The organism is Fructobacillus americanaquae, assembly GCF_024029775.1.
GTDB classification, from domain to species: domain Bacteria; phylum Bacillota; class Bacilli; order Lactobacillales; family Lactobacillaceae; genus Fructobacillus; species Fructobacillus americanaquae.
Genome location: NZ_CP097122.1, coordinates 639276 through 657944, shown reverse-complemented (window position 1 = coordinate 657944; position 18669 = coordinate 639276). Strand labels below are relative to the sequence as shown.

Annotated in this window: 33 protein-coding genes; 32 read left to right on the top strand and 1 reads right to left on the bottom strand. The window is 44.5% G+C overall.

Annotated features, from left to right (window positions below):
• The first annotated feature begins 196 nt into the window (after positions 1-196).
• From rpsJ to rplQ, 28 genes are all read left to right on the top strand, one after another.
• Positions 197-505 carry a 30S ribosomal protein S10 gene (gene rpsJ, locus M3M36_RS03115; protein ID WP_047975027.1) on the top strand — a complete coding sequence of 103 codons (309 nt, stop codon included), beginning with the start codon at positions 197-199 and terminating at the stop codon, positions 503-505.
• A gap of 58 nt (positions 506-563) precedes the next feature.
• Positions 564-1253, top strand: coding sequence for a 50S ribosomal protein L3 (gene rplC, locus M3M36_RS03110; RefSeq protein ID WP_047975026.1), 690 nt, complete (start codon positions 564-566; stop codon positions 1251-1253).
• A gap of 28 nt (positions 1254-1281) precedes the next feature.
• Positions 1282-1905, top strand: coding sequence for a 50S ribosomal protein L4 (gene rplD, locus M3M36_RS03105; protein WP_252774367.1), 624 nt, complete (start codon positions 1282-1284; stop codon positions 1903-1905).
• Positions 1905-2192, top strand: coding sequence for a 50S ribosomal protein L23 (rplW, locus tag M3M36_RS03100; protein ID WP_047975024.1), 288 nt, complete (start codon positions 1905-1907; stop codon positions 2190-2192). The genes rplD and rplW overlap by 1 nt, the downstream gene beginning before the upstream one ends.
• Before the next feature lie 22 nt (positions 2193-2214).
• Entirely contained in the window at positions 2215-3048 is an 834-nt protein-coding gene (gene rplB, locus M3M36_RS03095; protein ID WP_252774366.1) for a 50S ribosomal protein L2, read from the top strand.
• A 16-nt stretch (positions 3049-3064) separates the two neighbouring features.
• Entirely contained in the window at positions 3065-3340 is a 276-nt protein-coding gene (gene rpsS, locus M3M36_RS03090) for a 30S ribosomal protein S19 (RefSeq protein WP_047975022.1), read from the top strand.
• 14 nt (positions 3341-3354) lie between these two features.
• Positions 3355-3711 (top strand): 50S ribosomal protein L22, encoded by a 357-nt coding sequence (rplV, locus tag M3M36_RS03085; protein WP_010691186.1) that lies wholly within the window; start codon positions 3355-3357, stop codon positions 3709-3711.
• A complete protein-coding gene (gene rpsC / locus M3M36_RS03080) occupies positions 3711-4379 on the top strand; it encodes a 30S ribosomal protein S3 (RefSeq protein ID WP_047975021.1) in 669 nt (222 codons plus the stop codon). Before rplV ends, rpsC begins: the two co-directional genes overlap by 1 nt.
• A 14-nt stretch (positions 4380-4393) precedes the next feature.
• Positions 4394-4807, top strand: coding sequence for a 50S ribosomal protein L16 (gene rplP / locus M3M36_RS03075; protein ID WP_047975020.1), 414 nt, complete (start codon positions 4394-4396; stop codon positions 4805-4807).
• Positions 4807-5013 carry a 50S ribosomal protein L29 gene (gene rpmC / locus M3M36_RS03070; RefSeq protein ID WP_059377827.1) on the top strand — a complete coding sequence of 69 codons (207 nt, stop codon included), beginning with the start codon at positions 4807-4809 and terminating at the stop codon, positions 5011-5013. Before rplP ends, rpmC begins: the two co-directional genes overlap by 1 nt.
• Positions 5014-5035: 22 nt before the next feature.
• Complete coding sequence (gene rpsQ / locus M3M36_RS03065; RefSeq protein WP_252774365.1) at positions 5036-5302, top strand: 30S ribosomal protein S17; 267 nt, start codon at positions 5036-5038, stop codon at positions 5300-5302.
• Positions 5303-5353: 51 nt separating this feature from the next.
• Positions 5354-5722, top strand: a complete 369-nt coding sequence (gene rplN / locus M3M36_RS03060; RefSeq protein ID WP_047975017.1) for a 50S ribosomal protein L14 — start codon at positions 5354-5356, stop codon at positions 5720-5722.
• A gap of 21 nt (positions 5723-5743) precedes the next feature.
• Positions 5744-6052, top strand: coding sequence for a 50S ribosomal protein L24 (gene rplX / locus M3M36_RS03055; protein WP_047975016.1), 309 nt, complete (start codon positions 5744-5746; stop codon positions 6050-6052).
• Between the two features lie 40 nt (positions 6053-6092).
• Positions 6093-6635: a 50S ribosomal protein L5 gene (gene rplE / locus M3M36_RS03050; RefSeq protein WP_047975015.1), complete on the top strand. Its 543-nt coding sequence runs from the start codon at positions 6093-6095 to the stop codon at positions 6633-6635.
• Between the two features lie 127 nt (positions 6636-6762).
• The gene (gene rpsH, locus M3M36_RS03045; RefSeq protein WP_047975014.1) at positions 6763-7161 is read left to right on the top strand and encodes a 30S ribosomal protein S8; all 399 of its coding nucleotides are present in this window, start codon (positions 6763-6765) and stop codon (positions 7159-7161) included.
• Between the two features lie 24 nt (positions 7162-7185).
• A complete protein-coding gene (rplF, locus tag M3M36_RS03040) occupies positions 7186-7722 on the top strand; it encodes a 50S ribosomal protein L6 (RefSeq protein WP_252774364.1) in 537 nt (178 codons plus the stop codon).
• An 88-nt stretch (positions 7723-7810) separates the two neighbouring features.
• Complete coding sequence (rplR, locus tag M3M36_RS03035; RefSeq protein WP_047975012.1) at positions 7811-8164, top strand: 50S ribosomal protein L18; 354 nt, start codon at positions 7811-7813, stop codon at positions 8162-8164.
• 20 nt (positions 8165-8184) lie between these two features.
• Positions 8185-8691, top strand: coding sequence for a 30S ribosomal protein S5 (gene rpsE, locus M3M36_RS03030; protein WP_252774363.1), 507 nt, complete (start codon positions 8185-8187; stop codon positions 8689-8691).
• 11 nt (positions 8692-8702) lie between these two features.
• Positions 8703-8885, top strand: a complete 183-nt coding sequence (gene rpmD / locus M3M36_RS03025; RefSeq protein ID WP_047975010.1) for a 50S ribosomal protein L30 — start codon at positions 8703-8705, stop codon at positions 8883-8885.
• A 30-nt stretch (positions 8886-8915) separates the two neighbouring features.
• Positions 8916-9350: a 50S ribosomal protein L15 gene (gene rplO, locus M3M36_RS03020; RefSeq protein WP_047975009.1), complete on the top strand. Its 435-nt coding sequence runs from the start codon at positions 8916-8918 to the stop codon at positions 9348-9350.
• A gap of 1 nt (position 9351) precedes the next feature.
• Positions 9352-10650, top strand: coding sequence for a preprotein translocase subunit SecY (gene secY / locus M3M36_RS03015; RefSeq protein WP_252774362.1), 1299 nt, complete (start codon positions 9352-9354; stop codon positions 10648-10650).
• Between the two features lie 23 nt (positions 10651-10673).
• Complete coding sequence (locus tag M3M36_RS03010; RefSeq protein ID WP_252774361.1) at positions 10674-11240, top strand: adenylate kinase; 567 nt, start codon at positions 10674-10676, stop codon at positions 11238-11240.
• A gap of 99 nt (positions 11241-11339) precedes the next feature.
• Positions 11340-11555, top strand: coding sequence for a translation initiation factor IF-1 (gene infA, locus M3M36_RS03005; protein ID WP_010691205.1), 216 nt, complete (start codon positions 11340-11342; stop codon positions 11553-11555).
• A 50-nt stretch (positions 11556-11605) separates the two neighbouring features.
• Positions 11606-11725, top strand: a complete 120-nt coding sequence (rpmJ, locus tag M3M36_RS03000; RefSeq protein WP_074717856.1) for a 50S ribosomal protein L36 — start codon at positions 11606-11608, stop codon at positions 11723-11725.
• Positions 11726-11803: 78 nt separating this feature from the next.
• Positions 11804-12175 (top strand): 30S ribosomal protein S13, encoded by a 372-nt coding sequence (gene rpsM, locus M3M36_RS02995; RefSeq protein WP_047975006.1) that lies wholly within the window; start codon positions 11804-11806, stop codon positions 12173-12175.
• A 176-nt stretch (positions 12176-12351) separates the two neighbouring features.
• Positions 12352-12738: a 30S ribosomal protein S11 gene (rpsK, locus tag M3M36_RS02990; protein WP_047975005.1), complete on the top strand. Its 387-nt coding sequence runs from the start codon at positions 12352-12354 to the stop codon at positions 12736-12738.
• A 46-nt stretch (positions 12739-12784) separates the two neighbouring features.
• Positions 12785-13729, top strand: coding sequence for a DNA-directed RNA polymerase subunit alpha (locus tag M3M36_RS02985; protein WP_252774360.1), 945 nt, complete (start codon positions 12785-12787; stop codon positions 13727-13729).
• Between the two features lie 36 nt (positions 13730-13765).
• Positions 13766-14149, top strand: a complete 384-nt coding sequence (rplQ, locus tag M3M36_RS02980) for a 50S ribosomal protein L17 (RefSeq protein ID WP_252774359.1) — start codon at positions 13766-13768, stop codon at positions 14147-14149.
• A gap of 67 nt (positions 14150-14216) precedes the next feature.
• Here the strand turns inward: rplQ and M3M36_RS02975 are convergent, their stop codons facing one another.
• Positions 14217-15440, bottom strand: coding sequence for an NAD(P)/FAD-dependent oxidoreductase (locus M3M36_RS02975; RefSeq protein ID WP_252774358.1), 1224 nt, complete (start codon positions 15438-15440; stop codon positions 14217-14219).
• A gap of 242 nt (positions 15441-15682) precedes the next feature.
• Here M3M36_RS02975 and M3M36_RS02970 point away from each other — a divergent pair, with 242 nt between their 5' ends.
• The 4 genes from M3M36_RS02970 to M3M36_RS02955 are packed head-to-tail and all read left to right on the top strand — an operon-like array spanning position 15683 to position 18457.
• Entirely contained in the window at positions 15683-16555 is an 873-nt protein-coding gene (locus M3M36_RS02970; RefSeq protein WP_252774357.1) for an ABC transporter ATP-binding protein, read from the top strand.
• Complete coding sequence (locus M3M36_RS02965; RefSeq protein ID WP_252774356.1) at positions 16555-17421, top strand: ABC transporter permease; 867 nt, start codon at positions 16555-16557, stop codon at positions 17419-17421. The genes M3M36_RS02970 and M3M36_RS02965 overlap by 1 nt, the downstream gene beginning before the upstream one ends.
• A 49-nt stretch (positions 17422-17470) precedes the next feature.
• Positions 17471-18055, top strand: a complete 585-nt coding sequence (locus tag M3M36_RS02960; RefSeq protein WP_252774355.1) for a LytTR family DNA-binding domain-containing protein — start codon at positions 17471-17473, stop codon at positions 18053-18055.
• A gap of 9 nt (positions 18056-18064) precedes the next feature.
• Complete coding sequence (locus M3M36_RS02955; protein ID WP_252774354.1) at positions 18065-18457, top strand: DUF3021 domain-containing protein; 393 nt, start codon at positions 18065-18067, stop codon at positions 18455-18457.
• Positions 18458-18669: the final 212 nt, after the last annotated feature.

The window sequence follows — 18669 nt, the reverse complement described above, 5'->3', positions numbered from 1 at the left end:
TATTATATTCAAGTACGCCTTTTGGGGTTGCCGATGCAAACCCCTCAAAAAGACTGGTGTATCAACGTTTAGCGATGATGATTAAGGTTGCGACACGCGCGGCCGCGTTGCCAAGGGCGCGCAAAACACCGCAAATGGTGTTGTCGGTTTTTGATCGGAGTTAGCTGATTTACAAAATCAACGAGGAGGCACGAAAATGGCACAAAAGAAGATCCGTATCCGCTTGAAGGCATACGAACACCGTATCTTGGACCAATCAGCAGACAAGATTGTTGAAACAGCAAAGCGTACTGGCGCAGAAATCGCCGGTCCGATTCCTTTGCCTACTGAACGGACATTGTACACGGTGCTTAGTTCACCCCACAAGTACAAGGATGCTCGTGAACAGTTCGAAATGCGAACTCACAAGCGTTTGGTCGATATTGTGAACCCAACTGACAAGACAGTCGACGCATTGCGTAAGCTTGAATTGCCAGCTGGTGTTGCAATTGAAATCAAGCTCTAATTTAAAGTACCACCCTGCTAGATAAAATAGTTTAGCGATGAAATGAAGGAGATTAGTCATGACTAAAGGTATCTTAGGCCGTAAAGTCGGTATGACTCAGGTTTTTACTGAATCTGGTGAATTGATCGCCGTGACTGCTGTTGAAGCTACTCCAAACGTTGTTTTGCAAGTTAAGACGCAAGCAACTGATGGATACAATGCTTTGCAGTTGGGTTACCAAGACAAACGCGAGATTTTGTCAAACAAACCTGAACAAGGCCACGTTGCAAAAGCCAACACAGCCCCTAAGCGCTACATTCGTGAAGTCCGTGATGCGGAAGGCGAATACAGTGTTGGGGATGCGATTGCTGTTGACACTTTCCAAGCCGGTGAATATGTTGATGTTACCGGTATTACTAAGGGACATGGTTTCCAAGGTGCTATTAAGCGCTTGGGTCAATCACGTGGTCCTATGAGTCACGGTTCTCGTTACCACCGTCGCCCAGGTTCAATGGGTGCTATCATCAACCGGGTATTTAAGGGTAAGCTCTTGCCTGGTCGTATGGGTAACCAAAAGCGGACAATGCAAAATATTGCGATTGTTCACGTTGATGTTGAAAACAACTTGTTGTTGTTGAAGGGAAACGTCCCTGGAGCAAACAAGTCACTTTTGACAATCAAGTCAACTGTTAAGACAAATGCTAAGCACCCTGAAGTGAAGATGGCCGGCGCAAAGCCAGCTGCTGAAGCTCAGGCTGAAGAAGCTTAATACTTTATAGAAAGGAGAACAATCAATCATGACAAAAGTTGCTGTATTAAAGCAAGATGGTTCAAAGGCTGCTGACTTGGACTTAAACGAAGCAGTTTTCGCCGTTGAACCAAACAATGCTGTGATTACTGATGCAGTTTTGATGCAACGCGCATCGATGCGTCAGGGAACGCATGCGGTTAAGAACCGTTCCGCTGTTTCTGGTGGTGGACGTAAGCCATGGAAGCAAAAGGGAACTGGTCGTGCCCGTCAAGGTTCTATCCGCGCGCCACAATGGCGTGGTGGTGGAATCGTATTCGGCCCAACCCCACGTTCTTACTCTTACCGGATCAACAAGAAGGCTTATCAATTAGCCTTGAAGTCAGCTTTGTCACAAAAGTTGGCTGACAACAAGTTGGTCGTAGTTGATGCTTTGGCATTTGATGAAGCTAAGACAAAGAACTTCAAAGAAGTTTTGACAAACTTGGCTGTTGATTCAAAGGCCTTGGTAATCGTTGATGAAGGTAACCAAAATGCTTTGTTGTCAGCTCGTAACTTGGCAAACGTTCAAGTGATGACAACAAACGGTATCAACGTCTTGGACGTTGTTAACGCTGATAAGCTGGTGGTTGTTCAAGCAGCGATCGAAGAAATCCAAGGAGGTCTCGCCTAATGGATGCACGCGATATTATCCGCCGCCCAATCATTACCGAAGCTTCAATGGCGCAAACAGAAATGAAGCGTTATGTATTTGAAGTTGATGTTCGGGCCACTAAGCCAGAAATCAAGCGTGCTATCGAAGAAATCTTCGATGTACAAGTTGCACGTTTGAATACCGCAAATGTTCGCGGTAAGAAGAAGCGTCAAGGACGTTATGTTGGATTCACTCGTAAGATGAAGAAGGCTATCGTTACTTTGAAGGCTGACTCAAAAGATATTCAAATCTTTAACGAAGGTTAATTTTTAATAGGAGGATAAGACATTGGCTATCAAGAAATACAAGCCAACCTCTAACGGACGTCGTAACATGACGACTTCTGATTTTGCAGAAATCACGAAGTCAACGCCCGAAAAGAGTTTGTTGGCAAAGAAGTCAAAGACCGGTGCGCGTAACGCACAAGGTCGCATGACAGTTCGCCACAAGGCTGGTGGACACAAGCAAGCCTACCGTATTATTGACTTTAAGCGTACCAAGGACGACAAGTTCGCAACGGTTAAGGCAATCGAATACGATCCAAACCGTACGGCTAACATCGCCTTGCTCGTTTATGAAGACGGTATCAAGGCCTACATCTTGGCGCCTAAGGGACTTAAGGTTGGCGATAAGGTTCAATCTGGTTCTGATGCCGACATTAAGGTCGGTAATGCCTTGCCATTGAGTGCTATTCCTGAAGGTACTTTGATTCACAACATCGAATTGAAGAACGGTAAGGGTGGTCAATTGGCACGTTCCGCTGGAGCTTCTGCTCAAATTTTGGGACGTGATGGTAAGTACACTATCGTTCGTTTGACTTCAGGTGAAGTACGTTTGGTTTTGAGCACTAACCGCGCCACTATTGGTGAAGTTGGTAACTCAGAACATTCATTGATCAACTGGGGTAAGGCCGGACGTAACCGTTGGCGTGGAAAGCGTCCTCACGTTCGTGGTTCTGTAATGAACCCTAACGATCACCCACACGGTGGTGGTGAAGGAAAGGCCCCTGTTGGTCGTCCAAGTCCACTTTCTCCATGGGGTAAGAAGACTGCTGGTAAGAAGACTCGCGATAAGAAGAAGAACTCAACCAAGTTCATCGTTCGCGGTCGGAAGAGTAAGTAAGGGAAGGAGATAACTAATGGCTCGTAGTTTAAAAAAGGGACCATTTGCGGACCCACACTTGCTTAAGAAGATTGAGGCCCAAGCGGACCAAGAAAAGAAGTCAGTGATCAAGACATGGTCACGTCGCTCAACAATTTTCCCAAGTTTTATCGGATTTACAATTGCAGTCTATGATGGCCGCAAGCACGTTCCAGTTTATGTCCAAGACGACATGGTTGGTCACAAGTTAGGTGAATTTGTGCCAACGCGTACGTTCAAGGGTCACAAGAACGACGATAAGAAGACTAAGTAAGGAGGAAATGAAAAATGGCTGAACAAGTAACATCAGCTCGGGCGACCGCCAAGATCGTTCGCGTTGCCCCTCGTAAGGCGCGCTTAGTTCTTGACACGATTCGTCGGAAGAATGTCAACGAAGCATTCGCAATTTTGAAGTTCCTGCCTAATACTTCTACTGAAGATATTTATAAGGTTTTGAACTCAGCAGTTGCTAACGCTGAAAACAACTTTTCACTTGACCGTGAAGATTTGATCGTTAAGGAAGCATTTGCCAACGAAGGACCAACGCTTAAGCGTTTCCGTCCTCGTGCCAAGGGTTCTGCTTCTGCAATTAACAAGCGCACAAGCCACATTACGATTGTGGTTGCTGAGAAGGAGGAAAAGTAATGGGTCAAAAGATTAACCCAACTGGCTTCCGTGTCGGTGTCATCCGTGACTGGGATGCGAAGTGGTTTGCTGATAAGGCAGACTTTTCTAACCAACTTCTTGAAGACTTGCGTATTCGTAAGTACATCGAAGAGAACTTGACGGACGCTTCAGTTGATCGCGTAGAAATCGAACGCTCAACTAAGTCACGTATCGATTTGACTTTGCACACTGCCAAGCCAGGAATGGTTATTGGTAAGGGTGGTTCCGAAGTTGAAAAGTTGCGGACTCAATTAGCTAAGTTAACGAATGTTGACGAACGTGGACGCCACAAGCGTGTCTTCATCAATATCGTTGAAATTAAGAAGCCTGATTTGTCAGCTCACTTGGTGGGCTTGCAAGTTGCAGGTGATTTGGAACGTCGTATCGCTTTCCGTCGTGCAATGCGTGGTGCTATCCAACGTGCCCGTCGTGCCGGCGCTAAGGGAATTAAGATTGTTGTTTCGGGTCGTTTGAACGGGGCAGATATGTCACGTATCGAGCAGTATACTGAAGGAACTGTTCCACTCCACACACTTCGTGCAGACATTGACTATTCATGGGACGAAGCAGCTACTGCTTACGGAAACTTGGGTATCAAGACTTGGATCTACCGTGGTGATGTGTTGCCAAAGAAGAAGAACAAGTAAGGAGGGAAGCAGACATGTTAGTACCAAAGCGTGTTAAATTCCGTCGTGTACACCGTGGTCACATGCGTGGCGAAGCTAAAGGTGGAAAGACGGTGGCTTTTGGTGATTATGGCTTGCAAGCAACGACTTCAAGCTGGATTACCAACCGTCAAATCGAAGCTGCCCGTATTGCAATGACCCGTTATATGAAGCGTGGTGGTAAGGTTTGGATTAAGATCTTCCCTCACAAGTCATATACATCTAAGGGTGTTGGTGTTCGAATGGGTAACGGTAAGGGTGCTCCCGAAGGATGGGTTGCCCCAGTTAAGCGTGGTAAGGTAATGTTTGAAGTTGGTGGCGTGGCTAAGCCTGTTGCCTTAGAAGCATTGCGTCTTGCACAACACAAGTTGCCTGTACGTACAAAGATTATTGCTCGGGAGGCTGAATAATGACGAAAGCAAATGAATTAAAAGCTTTGTCACTTGCGGATTTGCAAAAGCGCGAAGCCGAATTCAAGGAAGAATTGTTCAACCTTCGTTTTCAATTGGCTACTGGTCAATTAGAAAACACGGCCCGTATTTCAAAAGTTCGTAAGGACATTGCACGTGTGAAGACTGTCATTCGTGCACAACAATTGGCACAAGCCAACAAATAAGACGAAAGGAAGAAGCTGAAAAATGAGTGAAGAACGTAACGCTCGTAAGACTTACCGCGGTCGTGTCGTATCTGACAAGATGGACAAGACGATCACTGTTGCTGTTGATACTTATATCAACCACCCGGTTTATGGTAAGCGAGTTCGCTATACTAAGAAGTTCAAGGCCCATGATGAAAAGAACATCGCTAAGATGAACGATATTGTTGAAATCATGGAAACTCGTCCTTTGTCTGCAACGAAGCACTTCCGTTTGGTAAAGGTTGTTGAAGAGGCAGTTATCCTCTAATCGGACTTTAATCCAATCGTCGTAAACTATTGCTAACAAGGAGGATGAACCATGATTCAACAAGAGAGTCGTTTGAAAGTGGCTGATAACTCTGGCGCACGTGAAATCTTGACGATTAAAGTGCTCGGTGGTTCTGGCCGTAAGGTTGCTGGTATTGGTGACATGATTGTTGCTACTGTCAAGCAAGCTATCCCTGGTGGTAACGTTAAGAAGGGTGACGTCGTTAAGGCTGTCATCGTACGAACTGTATCTGACGTGCGTCGGACTGATGGTTCATACATCAACTTCGATGAAAACGCTGCTGTTATCGTTAAGGATGACAAGTCACCAGTTGGAACGCGTATTTTTGGCCCTGTCGCACGTGAATTGCGTGACAACAACTTTACGCGAATCGTTTCATTGGCACCAGAAGTGCTTTAATACTACTAGGAGGAGCCAATCATGTTTGTAAAAACAGGTGATAAGGTTCGCGTCATCGCTGGTAAGGATAAGGGTAAGGAAGGAACAATCACTAAGACTGTTGCTGCCAAGAACCGTGTCGTTGTCGAAGGCGTAAACCTCGTTAAGAAGCATCAAAAGCCTTCTAACGAATACCCACAGGGTGGTGTTATCGATATCGAAGCACCTATCCACGCATCAAACGTACAATTGATTGACCCATCAACTAACGAACCAACCAAGGTTGGCTTTAAGTTTGAAGATGGCAAGAAAGTACGTTTTGCTAAGAAGTCTGGCAATGTGCTAGGCTAAAACAAGCTATAATCTATTTTGAAAGGTAGAAATCATTATCATGGCAAATGAATTAAAAGTAAAATATGTTAATGAAGTTCAACCTGCTTTGATCAAGAAGTTTAACTTTACTTCACCAATGCAAGCCCCAAAGATCGAAAAGATCGTTTTGAACATGGGTGTTGGTGATGCGGTTTCAAACTCAAAGAACCTCGATGAAGCGGTTGAAGAATTGAAGTTGATTGCTGGACAACAACCAGTTATCACTCGTGCAAAGAAGTCAATCGCCGGATTCCGTCTTCGTGAAGGAATGGCTATCGGTACAAAGGTTACTTTGCGTGGAGAACGTATGTTTGAATTCTTGGACAAGTTGATTAACATCTCTTTGCCTCGAGTTCGTGACTTCCACGGTGTTTCTTCTAAGGCCTTTGATGGTCGTGGAAACTACACTTTGGGAATCCGTGAACAGTTGATTTTCCCTGAAATCGACTTTGACAAGGTTAACCGTGTTCGTGGTTTGGACATCGTTATTGTAACGACTGCTGCAAACGACGAAGAAGGTTTCGAATTGCTTTCTGGCTTGGGCATGCCTTTTGCCAAGTAAGTAATTTAAAAATGCGGTCACTCATTTGGGTGGCGCGTTTTTAAGTGTTTGCGACAAGTGTCTAAAGCACTTAAGAGCGTGTCAAATTCTTGATGACGTTCAAAATATAAAAGGAGGATATCGATAGATGTCTATGACTGATCCAATCGCTGATTTTTTGACTCGAATCCGTAACGCCAACATGGCGCGTCACGCTTCCGTTGAAATTCCAGCATCAAAAATGAAGAAGAGCATTGCCGAGATCTTGAAGCAAGAAGGTTTCATCCGTGATGTAGAATACTTGGAAGACAACAAGCAAGGTGTTATCCGCGTATTTTTGAAGTACGGAGAAGATCAAGAGCGTGTCATCACTGGTATTAAGCGTGTTTCAAAGCCTGGTTTGCGTAAGTACGCCAAGGCCGAAGAAATGCCAAAGGTCTTGAATGGTCTTGGTATTGCCATCGTTTCAACATCAAATGGTGTTGTAACTGATAAGGTAGCACGTGCTAAGCAAGTCGGTGGCGAAGTGCTGGCTTACGTTTGGTAATATATCTAAGAAAGGAGACTTACCATGAGCCGTATTGGAAACAAAATCGTTACGATCCCTGCTGGCGTTGAAGTTAAGCAAGATGGTCAATTTGTGACTGTTAAGGGACCTAAGGGTGAATTGAACTACACAATCAACCCTGAAATCACGATGCACATGGATGGTACTGAAGTATCATTTACTCGTGCAGCTGAAGATAAGAAGCACCGTGCATTGCACGGTACGACTACTGCAAACTTCTCAAACATGGTTGAAGGCGTTACTAACGGCTTCTCAAAGACTTTGAAGATGGTCGGTGTTGGTTACCGTGCCGCAAAGTCTGGTTCAAAGTTGACTCTGTCAGTTGGGTATTCACACCCTGTTGACTTTGAAGACCGCGATGGTTTGACTGTTGAAGTTCCTGATGCCTTGACTATCAAGATTTCTGGAATCTCAAAGCAAGCAGTTGGTGATTTTGCTGCGGAAATTCGCGCAATTCGCCCACCAGAACCATATAAGGGTAAGGGAATTCGTTACGAAGGCGAAGTTGTCCGTCGTAAGGAAGGTAAGACTGGTAAGTAAGCTTTTCGCTTCTTAACCCGTTTTACATTTAATAAACAAAGATTATTTGAAAGTGGTTTAACCACTTAAAGAAAAGGAAAGCACAGCTATGATTACGAAACCAGATAAGAATAAGCTTCGCGTACAACGCCACAAGCGTGTCCGCGGCAAGATCTCTGGTACTGCTGCTCGCCCACGTTTGAACGTTTTCCGTTCTAATGTCAACATCTACGCTCAATTAATTGATGACGTAGCGGGTGTAACGCTAGCAAGTGCCTCATCACAAAGTGCCGATGTTACCGGTACAAAGGTTGAACAAGCCGTTAAAGTTGGCGAGATGATCGCTAAGAATGCTAAGGCTGCTAACATCGAAGAAGTTGTCTTCGATCGTGGTGGTTATGTTTATCACGGACGTGTGAAGGCTTTGGCCGATGCTGCTCGTGAAAACGGCTTGAAGTTCTAAGGAAAGGAGGAATAATACAAATGGTTGAATTCGTAAACCCTAAGGAATTAGGCGAATTAGAAGAAAACGTTGTTGCAATTAACCGTGTTACCAAGGTTGTTAAGGGTGGACGTCGTTTGCGCTTCGGTGCTTTGGTTGTCGTTGGTGACAAGCAGGGTCATGTTGGTTTTGGAACTGGTAAGGCACAAGAAGTGCCAGAAGCTATCCGTAAGGCCGTTGAAGACGCAAAGCGTAACTTGATCACTGTACCAACAGTTGGTACTACTATTCCTCACGAAGTTCTTGGTGAATGGGCTGGTGGTAAGATCCTGGTTAAGCCTGCTAAGGAAGGTGCTGGGGTTGCCGCCGGTGGTGCTACTCGTTCCGTAATGGAATTGGCTGGTATCAACGATGTGACTGCTAAGTCATTGGGTTCATCAACTCCTGTCAACGTTGTTCGTGCAACTTTTGATGCATTGAACAGCTTAAAGGATGCTGAACAAGTGGCAAAGTTACGTGGTGTTTCATTGGAACACTTGGCTGAATAAGGAGCGATAACATGGCTGATTTGAAAATCACTTTGATTAAGAGTGCGGCTCATCGCTTGCCTAAGCAACGTGCCATTGTTAAGTCACTTGGACTTAACCGTGTGTCAAGCTCAGTGGTGAAGCCTGATAACGCAGCTACTCGTGGCGCAATTTTCCATATTGCTCACTTGGTTGCTGTTGAAGAAGTAAAATAAAAAAAATTTAGAAAAAGGAGGGACCAAACGATGAATTTGAACGAATTGCAACCTGCTTTGGGTTCACGCCAGACACGTAACCGTGTTGGTCGTGGTACTTCATCTGGAAACGGTAAGACTGCTGGTCGAGGCCAAAAGGGACAAAAGGCCCGTGGTAAGACACGTCTTGGGTTCGAAGGTGGACAAATGCCTTTGTACCGCCGTATTCCAAAGCGTGGATTTACAAATATCTCACGCAAGGAATTCGCAGTTGTTAACTTGGACAAGTTGAACAACTTCGATAACGGCACCGAAGTAACACCTGCTTTGTTGATTGAAAACGGTGTAGTAAAGAACCAAAAAGACGGAATCAAGGTCTTGGGTAATGGTCAATTGGAAAAGAAGTTGACGATTAAGGCCCACAAGTTCTCTGCTGCTGCAGTTAAGGCCATCGAACAAGCTGGTGGTACAACCGAGGTGATCTAAAATGTGGCGCACGCTATTTAATGCAATCCGACAAAAAGATATTCGCAAGAAAATGCTTTGGACGATTTTGATTCTCTTTGTTTACCGCATTGGGACTCACATCACTGTTCCAGGTGTTAATCCTGCTGCCTTGAATTCAGTTTCTGGTTCAGGCTTGCTGAATATTTTAAATATTTTTTCGGGTGGAGGCTTACTGAACTTCTCGCTCTTTGCGATGGGGGTCTCGCCTTATGTTACTGCGCAAATTGTTGTGCAGTTGCTGCAGTTAGATATCGTGCCACGTTTTGTTGAATGGAGTAAACAAGGCGAAGTTGGTCGCCGGAAGCTGAATCAAGCTACCCGGTACTTGACCATTATCTTTGCCTTTTTGCAATCAGTGGGAATTACCGCTGGATTCAACTCCTTAGCCGCCTATGGTTTGGTGAAGCAGACCAATAACGTGACCTCCTTCCTGCTGATTGGGTCGGTCATGACCATTGGAACTTTCTTTGCCATGTGGTTGGGAGAAATGATTACCGAAAAGGGTCTTGGAAACGGTGTTTCTATGATTATCTTTTCTGGAATTATTTCTCAAATGCCTTCTGGTTTGTGGGAAATTTTCAAGGAAAATGTTCTGCAAGTTAGTGGGAGCGACAAGGTTACCGGCTGGATTTTCATGGCGGTTTTACTGACGGCAATTATTTTGGTTGTCGGAATTACGACCTGGTTTTATGAAGCAAGTCGCCGTTTGCAAATCCAATATACACGGTCAGCTTCTTCCTACGGGGCTGAAGCTTACCTACCTTTGAAGTTAAATGTTTCTGGGGTGATTCCTGTGATCTTTGCTTCGTCATTGATTTCAACACCACAGACAATCCTCTTCGCCTTCCAGAGTAAGTATAGTAACGTTAGCTGGTTTAAAGTCCTACAGCAGATTTTCTCCATGCAAACAACAACTGGAGCAATTTTTTACACTGTTCTGATTATTCTCTTTACTTACTTCTACGCTTTTGTCCAGGTCAATCCTGAAAAGTTGGCTGAAAACTTGCAAAAGCAGGGGGCTTACATTGTTGATGTTCGTCCTGGTGTCGAAACGCAAAAGTTTGTCACAAAGCTGCTCTTACGCTTGTCGTTTGTTGGGGCTTTGTATCTTGGCTTTGTCGCCTTGGTACCATTGATTGCATCTGATGTATGGGGACTTAATGAAAAGATTGGTTTGGGTGGAACTTCTTTGCTGATTGCCATCGGGGTTACCCTTGATTTGATTCGTCAAATCGATGGTCTCTTGCAAAAGAAGAACTACCTAGGCTTTATCCGTTAAGCTGGTTTAAAAGGAGTTCAATCATGACGAAAAACCTAATTTTATTGGGTCTACCTGGTGCAGGTAAGGGAACCCAAGCTGAGAAGATTATTGCTGATTATCCAATGGTTCACATTAGTACTGGCGATATCTTCCGGGCCAACATGAAAGAAGAAACTGAGCTTGGACAAAAAGCAAAAGCCTTCATGGATGCTGGTAACTTAGTTCCTGATGAAATTACGAATGCGATGGTCGCTGATCGACTATCGCAACCTGACGTAGTTGAAAACGGCTTTATGCTGGACGGCTACCCACGTAATGAAGAACAGGCAAAGTTCTTGGACCAATTCTTAGCCGAAAAGAACAGCAAGGTTTCGGCTACCTTGTATTTTGAAGTTCCTGACCAAGTTTTGGTTGACCGGTTAATGAACCGGGGACGGGCGGATGACACAAAGGATGTTATCGCGCACCGTTTGGAAGTCAACAAGAAGGCCAACTTGCCTTTGGTTGATTACTATGAAAATCATGGTGTTTTGCACACCATCGATGGTAATGGTGAATTAGACCGAATTTACGCTGATGTAAAATCGGTCTTGAATGCCTTGGACTAAAAGGCTTTTCTTGATAATTCAGGGAAATCCTGGTATAATTAATAAGGTTGACCGCCTTATCGATTATGTTGAATGATGGTTACATAGGAGGTAATCTGCGTGGCCAACGATGTCATTGAAATTGAGGGCAAAGTTAAAGAAACGATGCCAAATGCAATGTTTCAAGTCGAACTTGAAAATGGTGCGGTCATCTTAGCACACGTTTCCGGGAAGATTCGTAAGAATTATATTCGGATCTTGCCAGGTGACCGTGTCACGGTTGAAATGTCACCATACGACTTGACAAAGGGTCGTATTACTTACCGTTTCCGCTAAAAATTAGTGAAACGGTCGATAATCAGTTAACCGAATAGGAGGAATAGATTATGAAGGTGCGTCCATCAGTTAAAAAAATGTGCGAATCTTGCCGTGTGATTAAGCGTAACGGCCGGACAATGATTATTTGCCCAGCTAACCCTAAGCACAAGCAACGCGCTGGTAAGTAATTTTTACTTACAAAGATAAAAAACGCTTGAAAATGAACTTAGAAGTTCTTTCAAAATATTAAAAGGAGGTAAATTGTTATGGCTCGTATTGAAGGTATCGATTTGCCACGTGACAAGCGAATTGTCATTGGTTTAACATACATCTACGGAATCGGTAATACAACTGCCCAAAAGATCTTGGCTACGGCTAAGGTTTCTGAAGACGTTCGAGTGCGCGACTTGACGGTTGATCAAGAAGATCAAATCCGTGAAGCTATCGCTGCTTTGAACTTGCAGTTGGAAGGTGACTTGCGTCGTAAGGTATCACTTGATATCAAGGGATTGCAAGAAATCGCCTCATACCGTGGTATTCGTCACCGTAAGGGATTGCCCGTTCGTGGACAACACACGAAGAACAACGCCCGTACTCGCAAAGGCCCAGCTACGGCAATTGCTGGTAAGAAGAAGTAAAAACCTTTTTACCAATCTCTTTAATAAGAAAACGGCATATTGTCGCAAGACTGCTGTCCTTTTCTAAAAGAGCCTCACTTTTGTGAGAAATGATTATCACAACCATAGTTGTGTAATGTTGGTTAGTCATCACTAACCCGAGAAATTATAAAGAATTTGAAAAGGAGGCAAAAATTATGGCAGTTCGTACTACACGCAAGCGTCGTGTGAAAAAGAACATTGAATCTGGTGTGGCACATATCCACGCAACTTTCAATAACACTATCGTCATGATTACCGATGCCCAAGGTAACGCTGTTGCCTGGTCATCAGCTGGTGCCCTTGGATTTAAGGGATCACGTAAGTCAACACCATTCGCTGCTCAACAAGCAGCGGAAGCAGCTGCTAAGTCCGCATTGGAAGTTAACATGCGCACTGTTGCTGTTACGGTTAAGGGCCCTGGTTCCGGTCGTGAATCAGCAATTCGTGCATTGGCCGCAGCTGGTCTTGAAGTAACGTCAATCAAGGATGTTACCCCAGTTCCCCATAACGGATCACGCCCACCAAAGCGTCGTCGTGTTTAATTAATTTCATTGCGCTTGCTTTGAAAGAGGGGGTTAGAGTTAACAGATGATTGAATTTGAAAAGCCAGATATTCATAACATCGAAGAGGATGCCAACTACGGTAAGTTTATCGTGGAACCTCTGGAGCGTGGCTATGGGACGACTTTGGGCAACTCCCTTCGTCGTGTCTTGCTATCATCGCTTCCTGGCGTAGCGGTCAACACAGTCCAAATTGACGGTGTGGTCCACGAATTCTCAACCGTTGATGGTGTTGTAGAAGACGTGACCCAGTTGATTTTGAACTTGAAAAAAGTTGTTTTCGCTACGGACTCAGCTGAAGAGCACGCTTTGGAAATTGATGTTCAAGGACCAAAGGACGTTACTGCAGCTGATTTGACAGGATCAGCTGACATTGAAGTCTTGAACCCAGATTTGCATATTGCAACTTTGGCAGCTGGACAGTCATTACACATGACGGTTACGGCTGTAAAGGGTCGGGGTTATTCTTCAGCTGAAGAAAACAAGCAATTACGTGATGAAATGCCAATCGGTGTTTTAACGGTTGATTCGATTTACACACCAATCGAACGAGTTAATTACCACGTTGAAAACAAACGTGTTGGTTCTCGCGACGATTACGATAAGCTGACCATGGAAGTTTGGACTAATGGTTCAATCAAGCCAAGCGATGCTTTGAGTCTTGGTTCAAAGATTCTAACAGAACACTTGAACTTGTTCACGGATATTTCCCCTGTTGCCCAAGAGACTAAAGTCATGGTTGAAACGGAAAAGGCTACAAGTACTGCAGCTGATGCCGCTCCGATCGAAGATTTGGACTTGTCCGTTCGTTCATACAACTGCTTGAAGCGAGCAGGAATCAACACGATTGAAGAGTTGACTGATCGCTCAGAAGCCGACATGATGAAGGTCCGTAACTTAGGACGTAAGTCATTAGACGAAATTCAAGAAAAGTTGACCGAAATGGGCTTAGGCTTCCATCAAGAAGATTAATATTCATCAAAAGTTTAGAAAAAGGAGGATTAACCGATGTCATACCGTAAGCTAGGCCGTACTTCATCACAACGTAAGGCAATGTTGCGTGACTTGACGACTGACTTGTTGATCAATGGTCGGATTCAAACTACTGAAGCCCGCGCCAAGGAAGTTCGCAAGACAGCTGACAAGATGATCACGCTTGGAAAGCACGCTGATTTGGCAGCCCGTCGTAAGGCCGCTAAGTTCGTGCGTAACGAAGTTGCTGATGTCAAGGAAGATGGCGATAACATTCGCGTACAAACTGCTTTGCAAAAGTTGTTTGAAGAAGTGTCACCACGTTTTGCAGAACGTAATGGTGGTTACACTCGCATCTTAAAGACTGTGCAACGTCGTGGCGATGCTGCACAAATGGTTATCTTGGAGTTAGTTGACTAATTGCTTGATAAACAAAAAGCTCGAAACCTTAATTGGTTTCGAGCTTTTTTGTTGGCGATTTAGTTGATTATCGCTTTGGACGACCATAGCGGAAGTAACGGAAGAAGCCGTAAGCAGAGCCAATTCCAGCGAAAAATGATAGGTTAATGGCATGTTTTGCCCAACGTGCAACTAGTCCTGCAGAACCATTGCGGCCATAGGCATTTGTGAGACCATAGTTCTTGCCAAGGGAAACAAAATAGCCAGGATTTTTTTGTTCCTTGGCACTCTTGCCATGGTCCTTGGCTAATCCTAATTGGTAAATCAGTCTGTTGATAATAATATTACCAGCGTATTCGGCAGCTAGCGCCAATTGGGGTAGCCCTTCTTGATTGTTTTGTGTAAAGGCAGCAATGTTTCCAGCTGCAAAAACGTTTGATAATGGCGCGCCTTCATCGGTCAAGACCCGGAAGTGCTTATCGACGGTTAATTGCCTATGGTCGTTAATGGCAATCCCCCAACGATTGGAAAAGGGTTCAACTTGTAGACCGGTGGCCCAATAGACCTTGTCGGTGAATAGTTGCCGGCCATCCAATAGTGTCAGTCGGTCCTTGGTCATCCCAAGCACACGCGTATTATTGAAGACTTCAACTCCCCGTTTCGTTAAAAAATCTTTTGCCTTTTGACTTAATTCGGGTTCCGTTAAGGCTGGTAAGAGAACTTGGCTAGCATTAATCAAGGTTAGTCTAATTCGTTCTGGGTCAATTTTGTGATGGTGTTTAAAGTTTGCTAGCTCGGCCATTAGTTCGACCCCACTCGGCCCACCACCAACAACCGTAATATTTAAGCTATGTTCAGGATTTGTTTTTTGCTGTTCCAAGAATTCTTCTAAATCAGCTTGAACAGCCAATGCGCCATTAAATGAGTTAAATAATGTGGCATGCTCGACAACACCTGGAATACCAAAGGCAGAACCAATACTACCGGTTGTTAAAATTAGGTAGTCATAGTGGTAATCGTTTTTCTTGGTCATCAATAAGTGATCGTTAAAGTTGATGTCATCAACTCGTTGGTTGATAAAGGTGATGTTTTCGTCATTTTTTAAAAGTTGGAAGAGATCATAACGTGCGCCCTCAACGGGAACGGTGTTAACAGCAATCTGTGGTAAAACATTTTGTAAGGTCATCGCTTCGCTACCATCATTAAAAAGCAGAATCTGATGATCAGTTCTGCGAATTTTGCGGGCTAACCGCTTAGTAATGTAAACGCCAGATAATCCTGCTCCGACGATTGCAATGGTTTGTTTGGACATTCATGAATCCCTTTTTTCCTCAATTTCAATCTATTATACACCGGTTGTTTACAAAAATGCAGGTAATGTGGGCTGTGCTGATATATATTAGAATTCATTCGAACATTATGGAAAAATCAACTGGAAAATACTTAATATGACTGATTTTTTAACCGCTTGGGGCCAAAACGGAACCGCTTGGCGAAGAATCTGAGACATAAAAGCAGAAGATAGTTAGAATAAAAACGTTGGAGGAGAGATAAATGATTTTAAAAGCAATTAACTTGAGTCAACGCTATGGCAACTTTGAAGCAGTCAAGCGAATTAACTTATCCATAGCAAAGGGGTCCTTAACAGCCTTGCTTGGGCCAAACGGAGCGGGTAAATCGACAACAATGCGGATGCTGACGGGATTGGATCAAGCAGCCAGTGGGGAAGTCGTTTACGCAGAAAAAACCAAAATTGGCGTTGTCTTTCAGAATAGCGTCTTAGACGGGGAATTAACTGTTCATGAAAATTTGGCAATTCGGGCTGCTCAGTACAAAGGTATTCCCGTAGATAGAGTGGGCACCTTAGTTAAATACTTAGGACTAATGACCTTTGCTGAGCAACGTTATGGCACATTGCCAGGTGGGCAAAAACGACGAGTTGATATTGCCAGAGCATTGTTGAACAAGCCGGATATTCTTTTCTTAGATGAACCGACGACCGGTTTGGATATTCAGACTAGGCGGGCAATTTGGCACTTGCTAGAAGACCTACAGCGAAAAGACCAACTAACGATTGTTTTGACGACACATTACTTGGATGAAACGGACCAAGCTGATCAAGTTGCGATCATCGATCATGGCCAGGTGATTGCTAGTGGCTCCGCAAAGGCAATTAAACATCAATATGCACCGAGTCAGTTGCGTTTAGAGGTCCAGGCAGACGGGGCAGAACGGTTGCTTAGCCAGGGCTATGACTTTGAAAGCAAGAGCCACGAGGGTGCAGAGCAGCTACTGATTAAGGGGCTAACTGCCAGTGAAACAATCGCCTTGCTGAGCCAAAATAAAGACGCTGTGACTGATTTTGAGTACTTACAGGGCACAATGGACGATGCCTTTATCGCCTTAACTGGGCAGGAGGTGCGCTAATGTTTGCCCTAATGAAACGAAACCAATTATTATATTTTCGCAACCGCAGTGGGGTAGTGATGTCCTTAATGGGCGCGCTAATTTCCTTTATTCTTTACATTGTCTTTTTGAAGAAGGGTATCAGTTCTGATTGGTCCGGTGTTCCCCATAAAAATCAACTCCTTGATACCTGGCTGATTGGTGGAACTTTGGCGATTACTGGGGTTACCACGACGCTGACGGCTCTTTCACAGCTAGTGAAGGACAAGGAGACGCACGTCAGTGCGGACCTCTTCTTGACAGACACCAAGCCAATCACCCGCCGTGCAGCCTATCTTTTGAGTGCTGCGGTTGTGGGATTCTTGATGCAGGTAGTTGTTTTTGTTGTGATGGCGACATACTTTGTGATGGTTGATGGCTTGAGCCTGACGGCTGAAAGCTTAGTTGGCCTCGTCTGGGTCATGCTCTTAAGTGCTGTGCTATCGACGCTTCTAAACGCCTTGATTTTGAATCGGATTGAAACGGTCGACAATTTGTCAAAGATGGCAACGATTGTTGGAACCGCCAGTGGCTTTTTGGTCGGTGGTTATATCCCAATCGGTTCCCTACCTGATTTTGCTCAAACATTGATGAAAGTGACACCCAGTTTTTATGTGGCAACGCTCTTCCGTCAGGTGCTGATGAATGAGACAATTTCGTCATCTTTTGCCGGTCAGAGTAGGGCCATCGAGAGCTTTAATCAAGAAATGGGCATTCGGGCCCAATGGGGACACTTGTTGACGGGGATGGAAAGCAACTTGGTTGTGTTAGGATTAATAGGAGGTGGTTGCCTATTATTGCTAGTACAGGTTCTACACGATGGTCGCAATCGGCCAAGGACCAAATAAAATTTGTTGGGGTATCTTAGTGGAAGTTTATTTTCGAAAAAATCATCAAATGAAAGGTGATCAGGTGGAGGTCACGGTTGAAGCCCCAGCGGCTAATCAAGCGGTGACAGACTTGTTGGCTTATTTGCGTCGCTACCAATCGGTTAAACCGTCTAATCCAGCTGTACCACTAAAATCATCTATAGGAATGGCTGACCAATCGCTCTCGAAAGATGCACAAGCGTCCACAGTCCAGCCAGCAAATTTAAACTTTGATGAGAGCGTCCGCCACTCGGCGCCTTCTACCACGCAGGCTACTACCACAAAATTCGGCATTCTCTCGGTCAAAACAGCCGATGAAATTATTTTGTTGAGGGTGGCTGATCTGATTTTGATTGATGTAGAAGCTGGTCAGCTCGTCATCACGACTACTCGCCAGCAAATTTTAGTTAAAGAGCGGTTAGGTCATTTTGTCGATCGACTCGGTCAGGCAAACTTTGTTCAAATTTCTAAGCACGCCGTTATCAACCTCGATCACTTGCAATCGTTATCAAACAGCTTCTCTGGGAATATGACGGCCGAATTGGCCGGTGGCAACCAAGCCTTAGTCAGCCGGCGTTATGTTAAGACCCTGATGGGTCACTTAGGCTTATAAGGAGAGAAAATGAAGAAATTGTTCTTAAAGATGATCCGTGGTATGGAATACGGCTCATTAACCTATTTACTAGCCCTGCTGCTGTCTGCTCAAACAATCAAAGTCACAACAAAGGATATCGTTGGCGTCCTCTTGATGAGTGCTGCGATTGGCCTGTTAACTTTGATTTTTACGATTGAGCGCTTGTCTTATTTGATGGCCATTGTCATCCACCTCTTAGGTACCTTCGCTTTAGTCGTTCTCACTGATCAATTAACGGGTGGCTTTCATGGCATCTTAAATTGGAATTTTTGGTTGATTTTTGTGACCGCCTACCTGGTGATTTGGTTGATTATCAAAGTTGATCAGCAAACTCAGGTTGATCGGATCAACGCCGCCTTGAAAAAGGTCCAGACAAAATGAAATCAGAACCATACAAAGACTGGCAGAGAACTTTTCAGATTGAGCCTTGAGGATTGAATAATAAGTCGACCATGTGGGTCGGCTTTTTTTGTGGTGTTGATCAGTGCATCAGTTAGAAAAAATTAAGCCGCATTTACTAACTAAAGCAGTGGTTCTCAACTCGTCACCGACCAAACTACCGCGACCGGCCCTCAGCCTGCAAATATGATAAA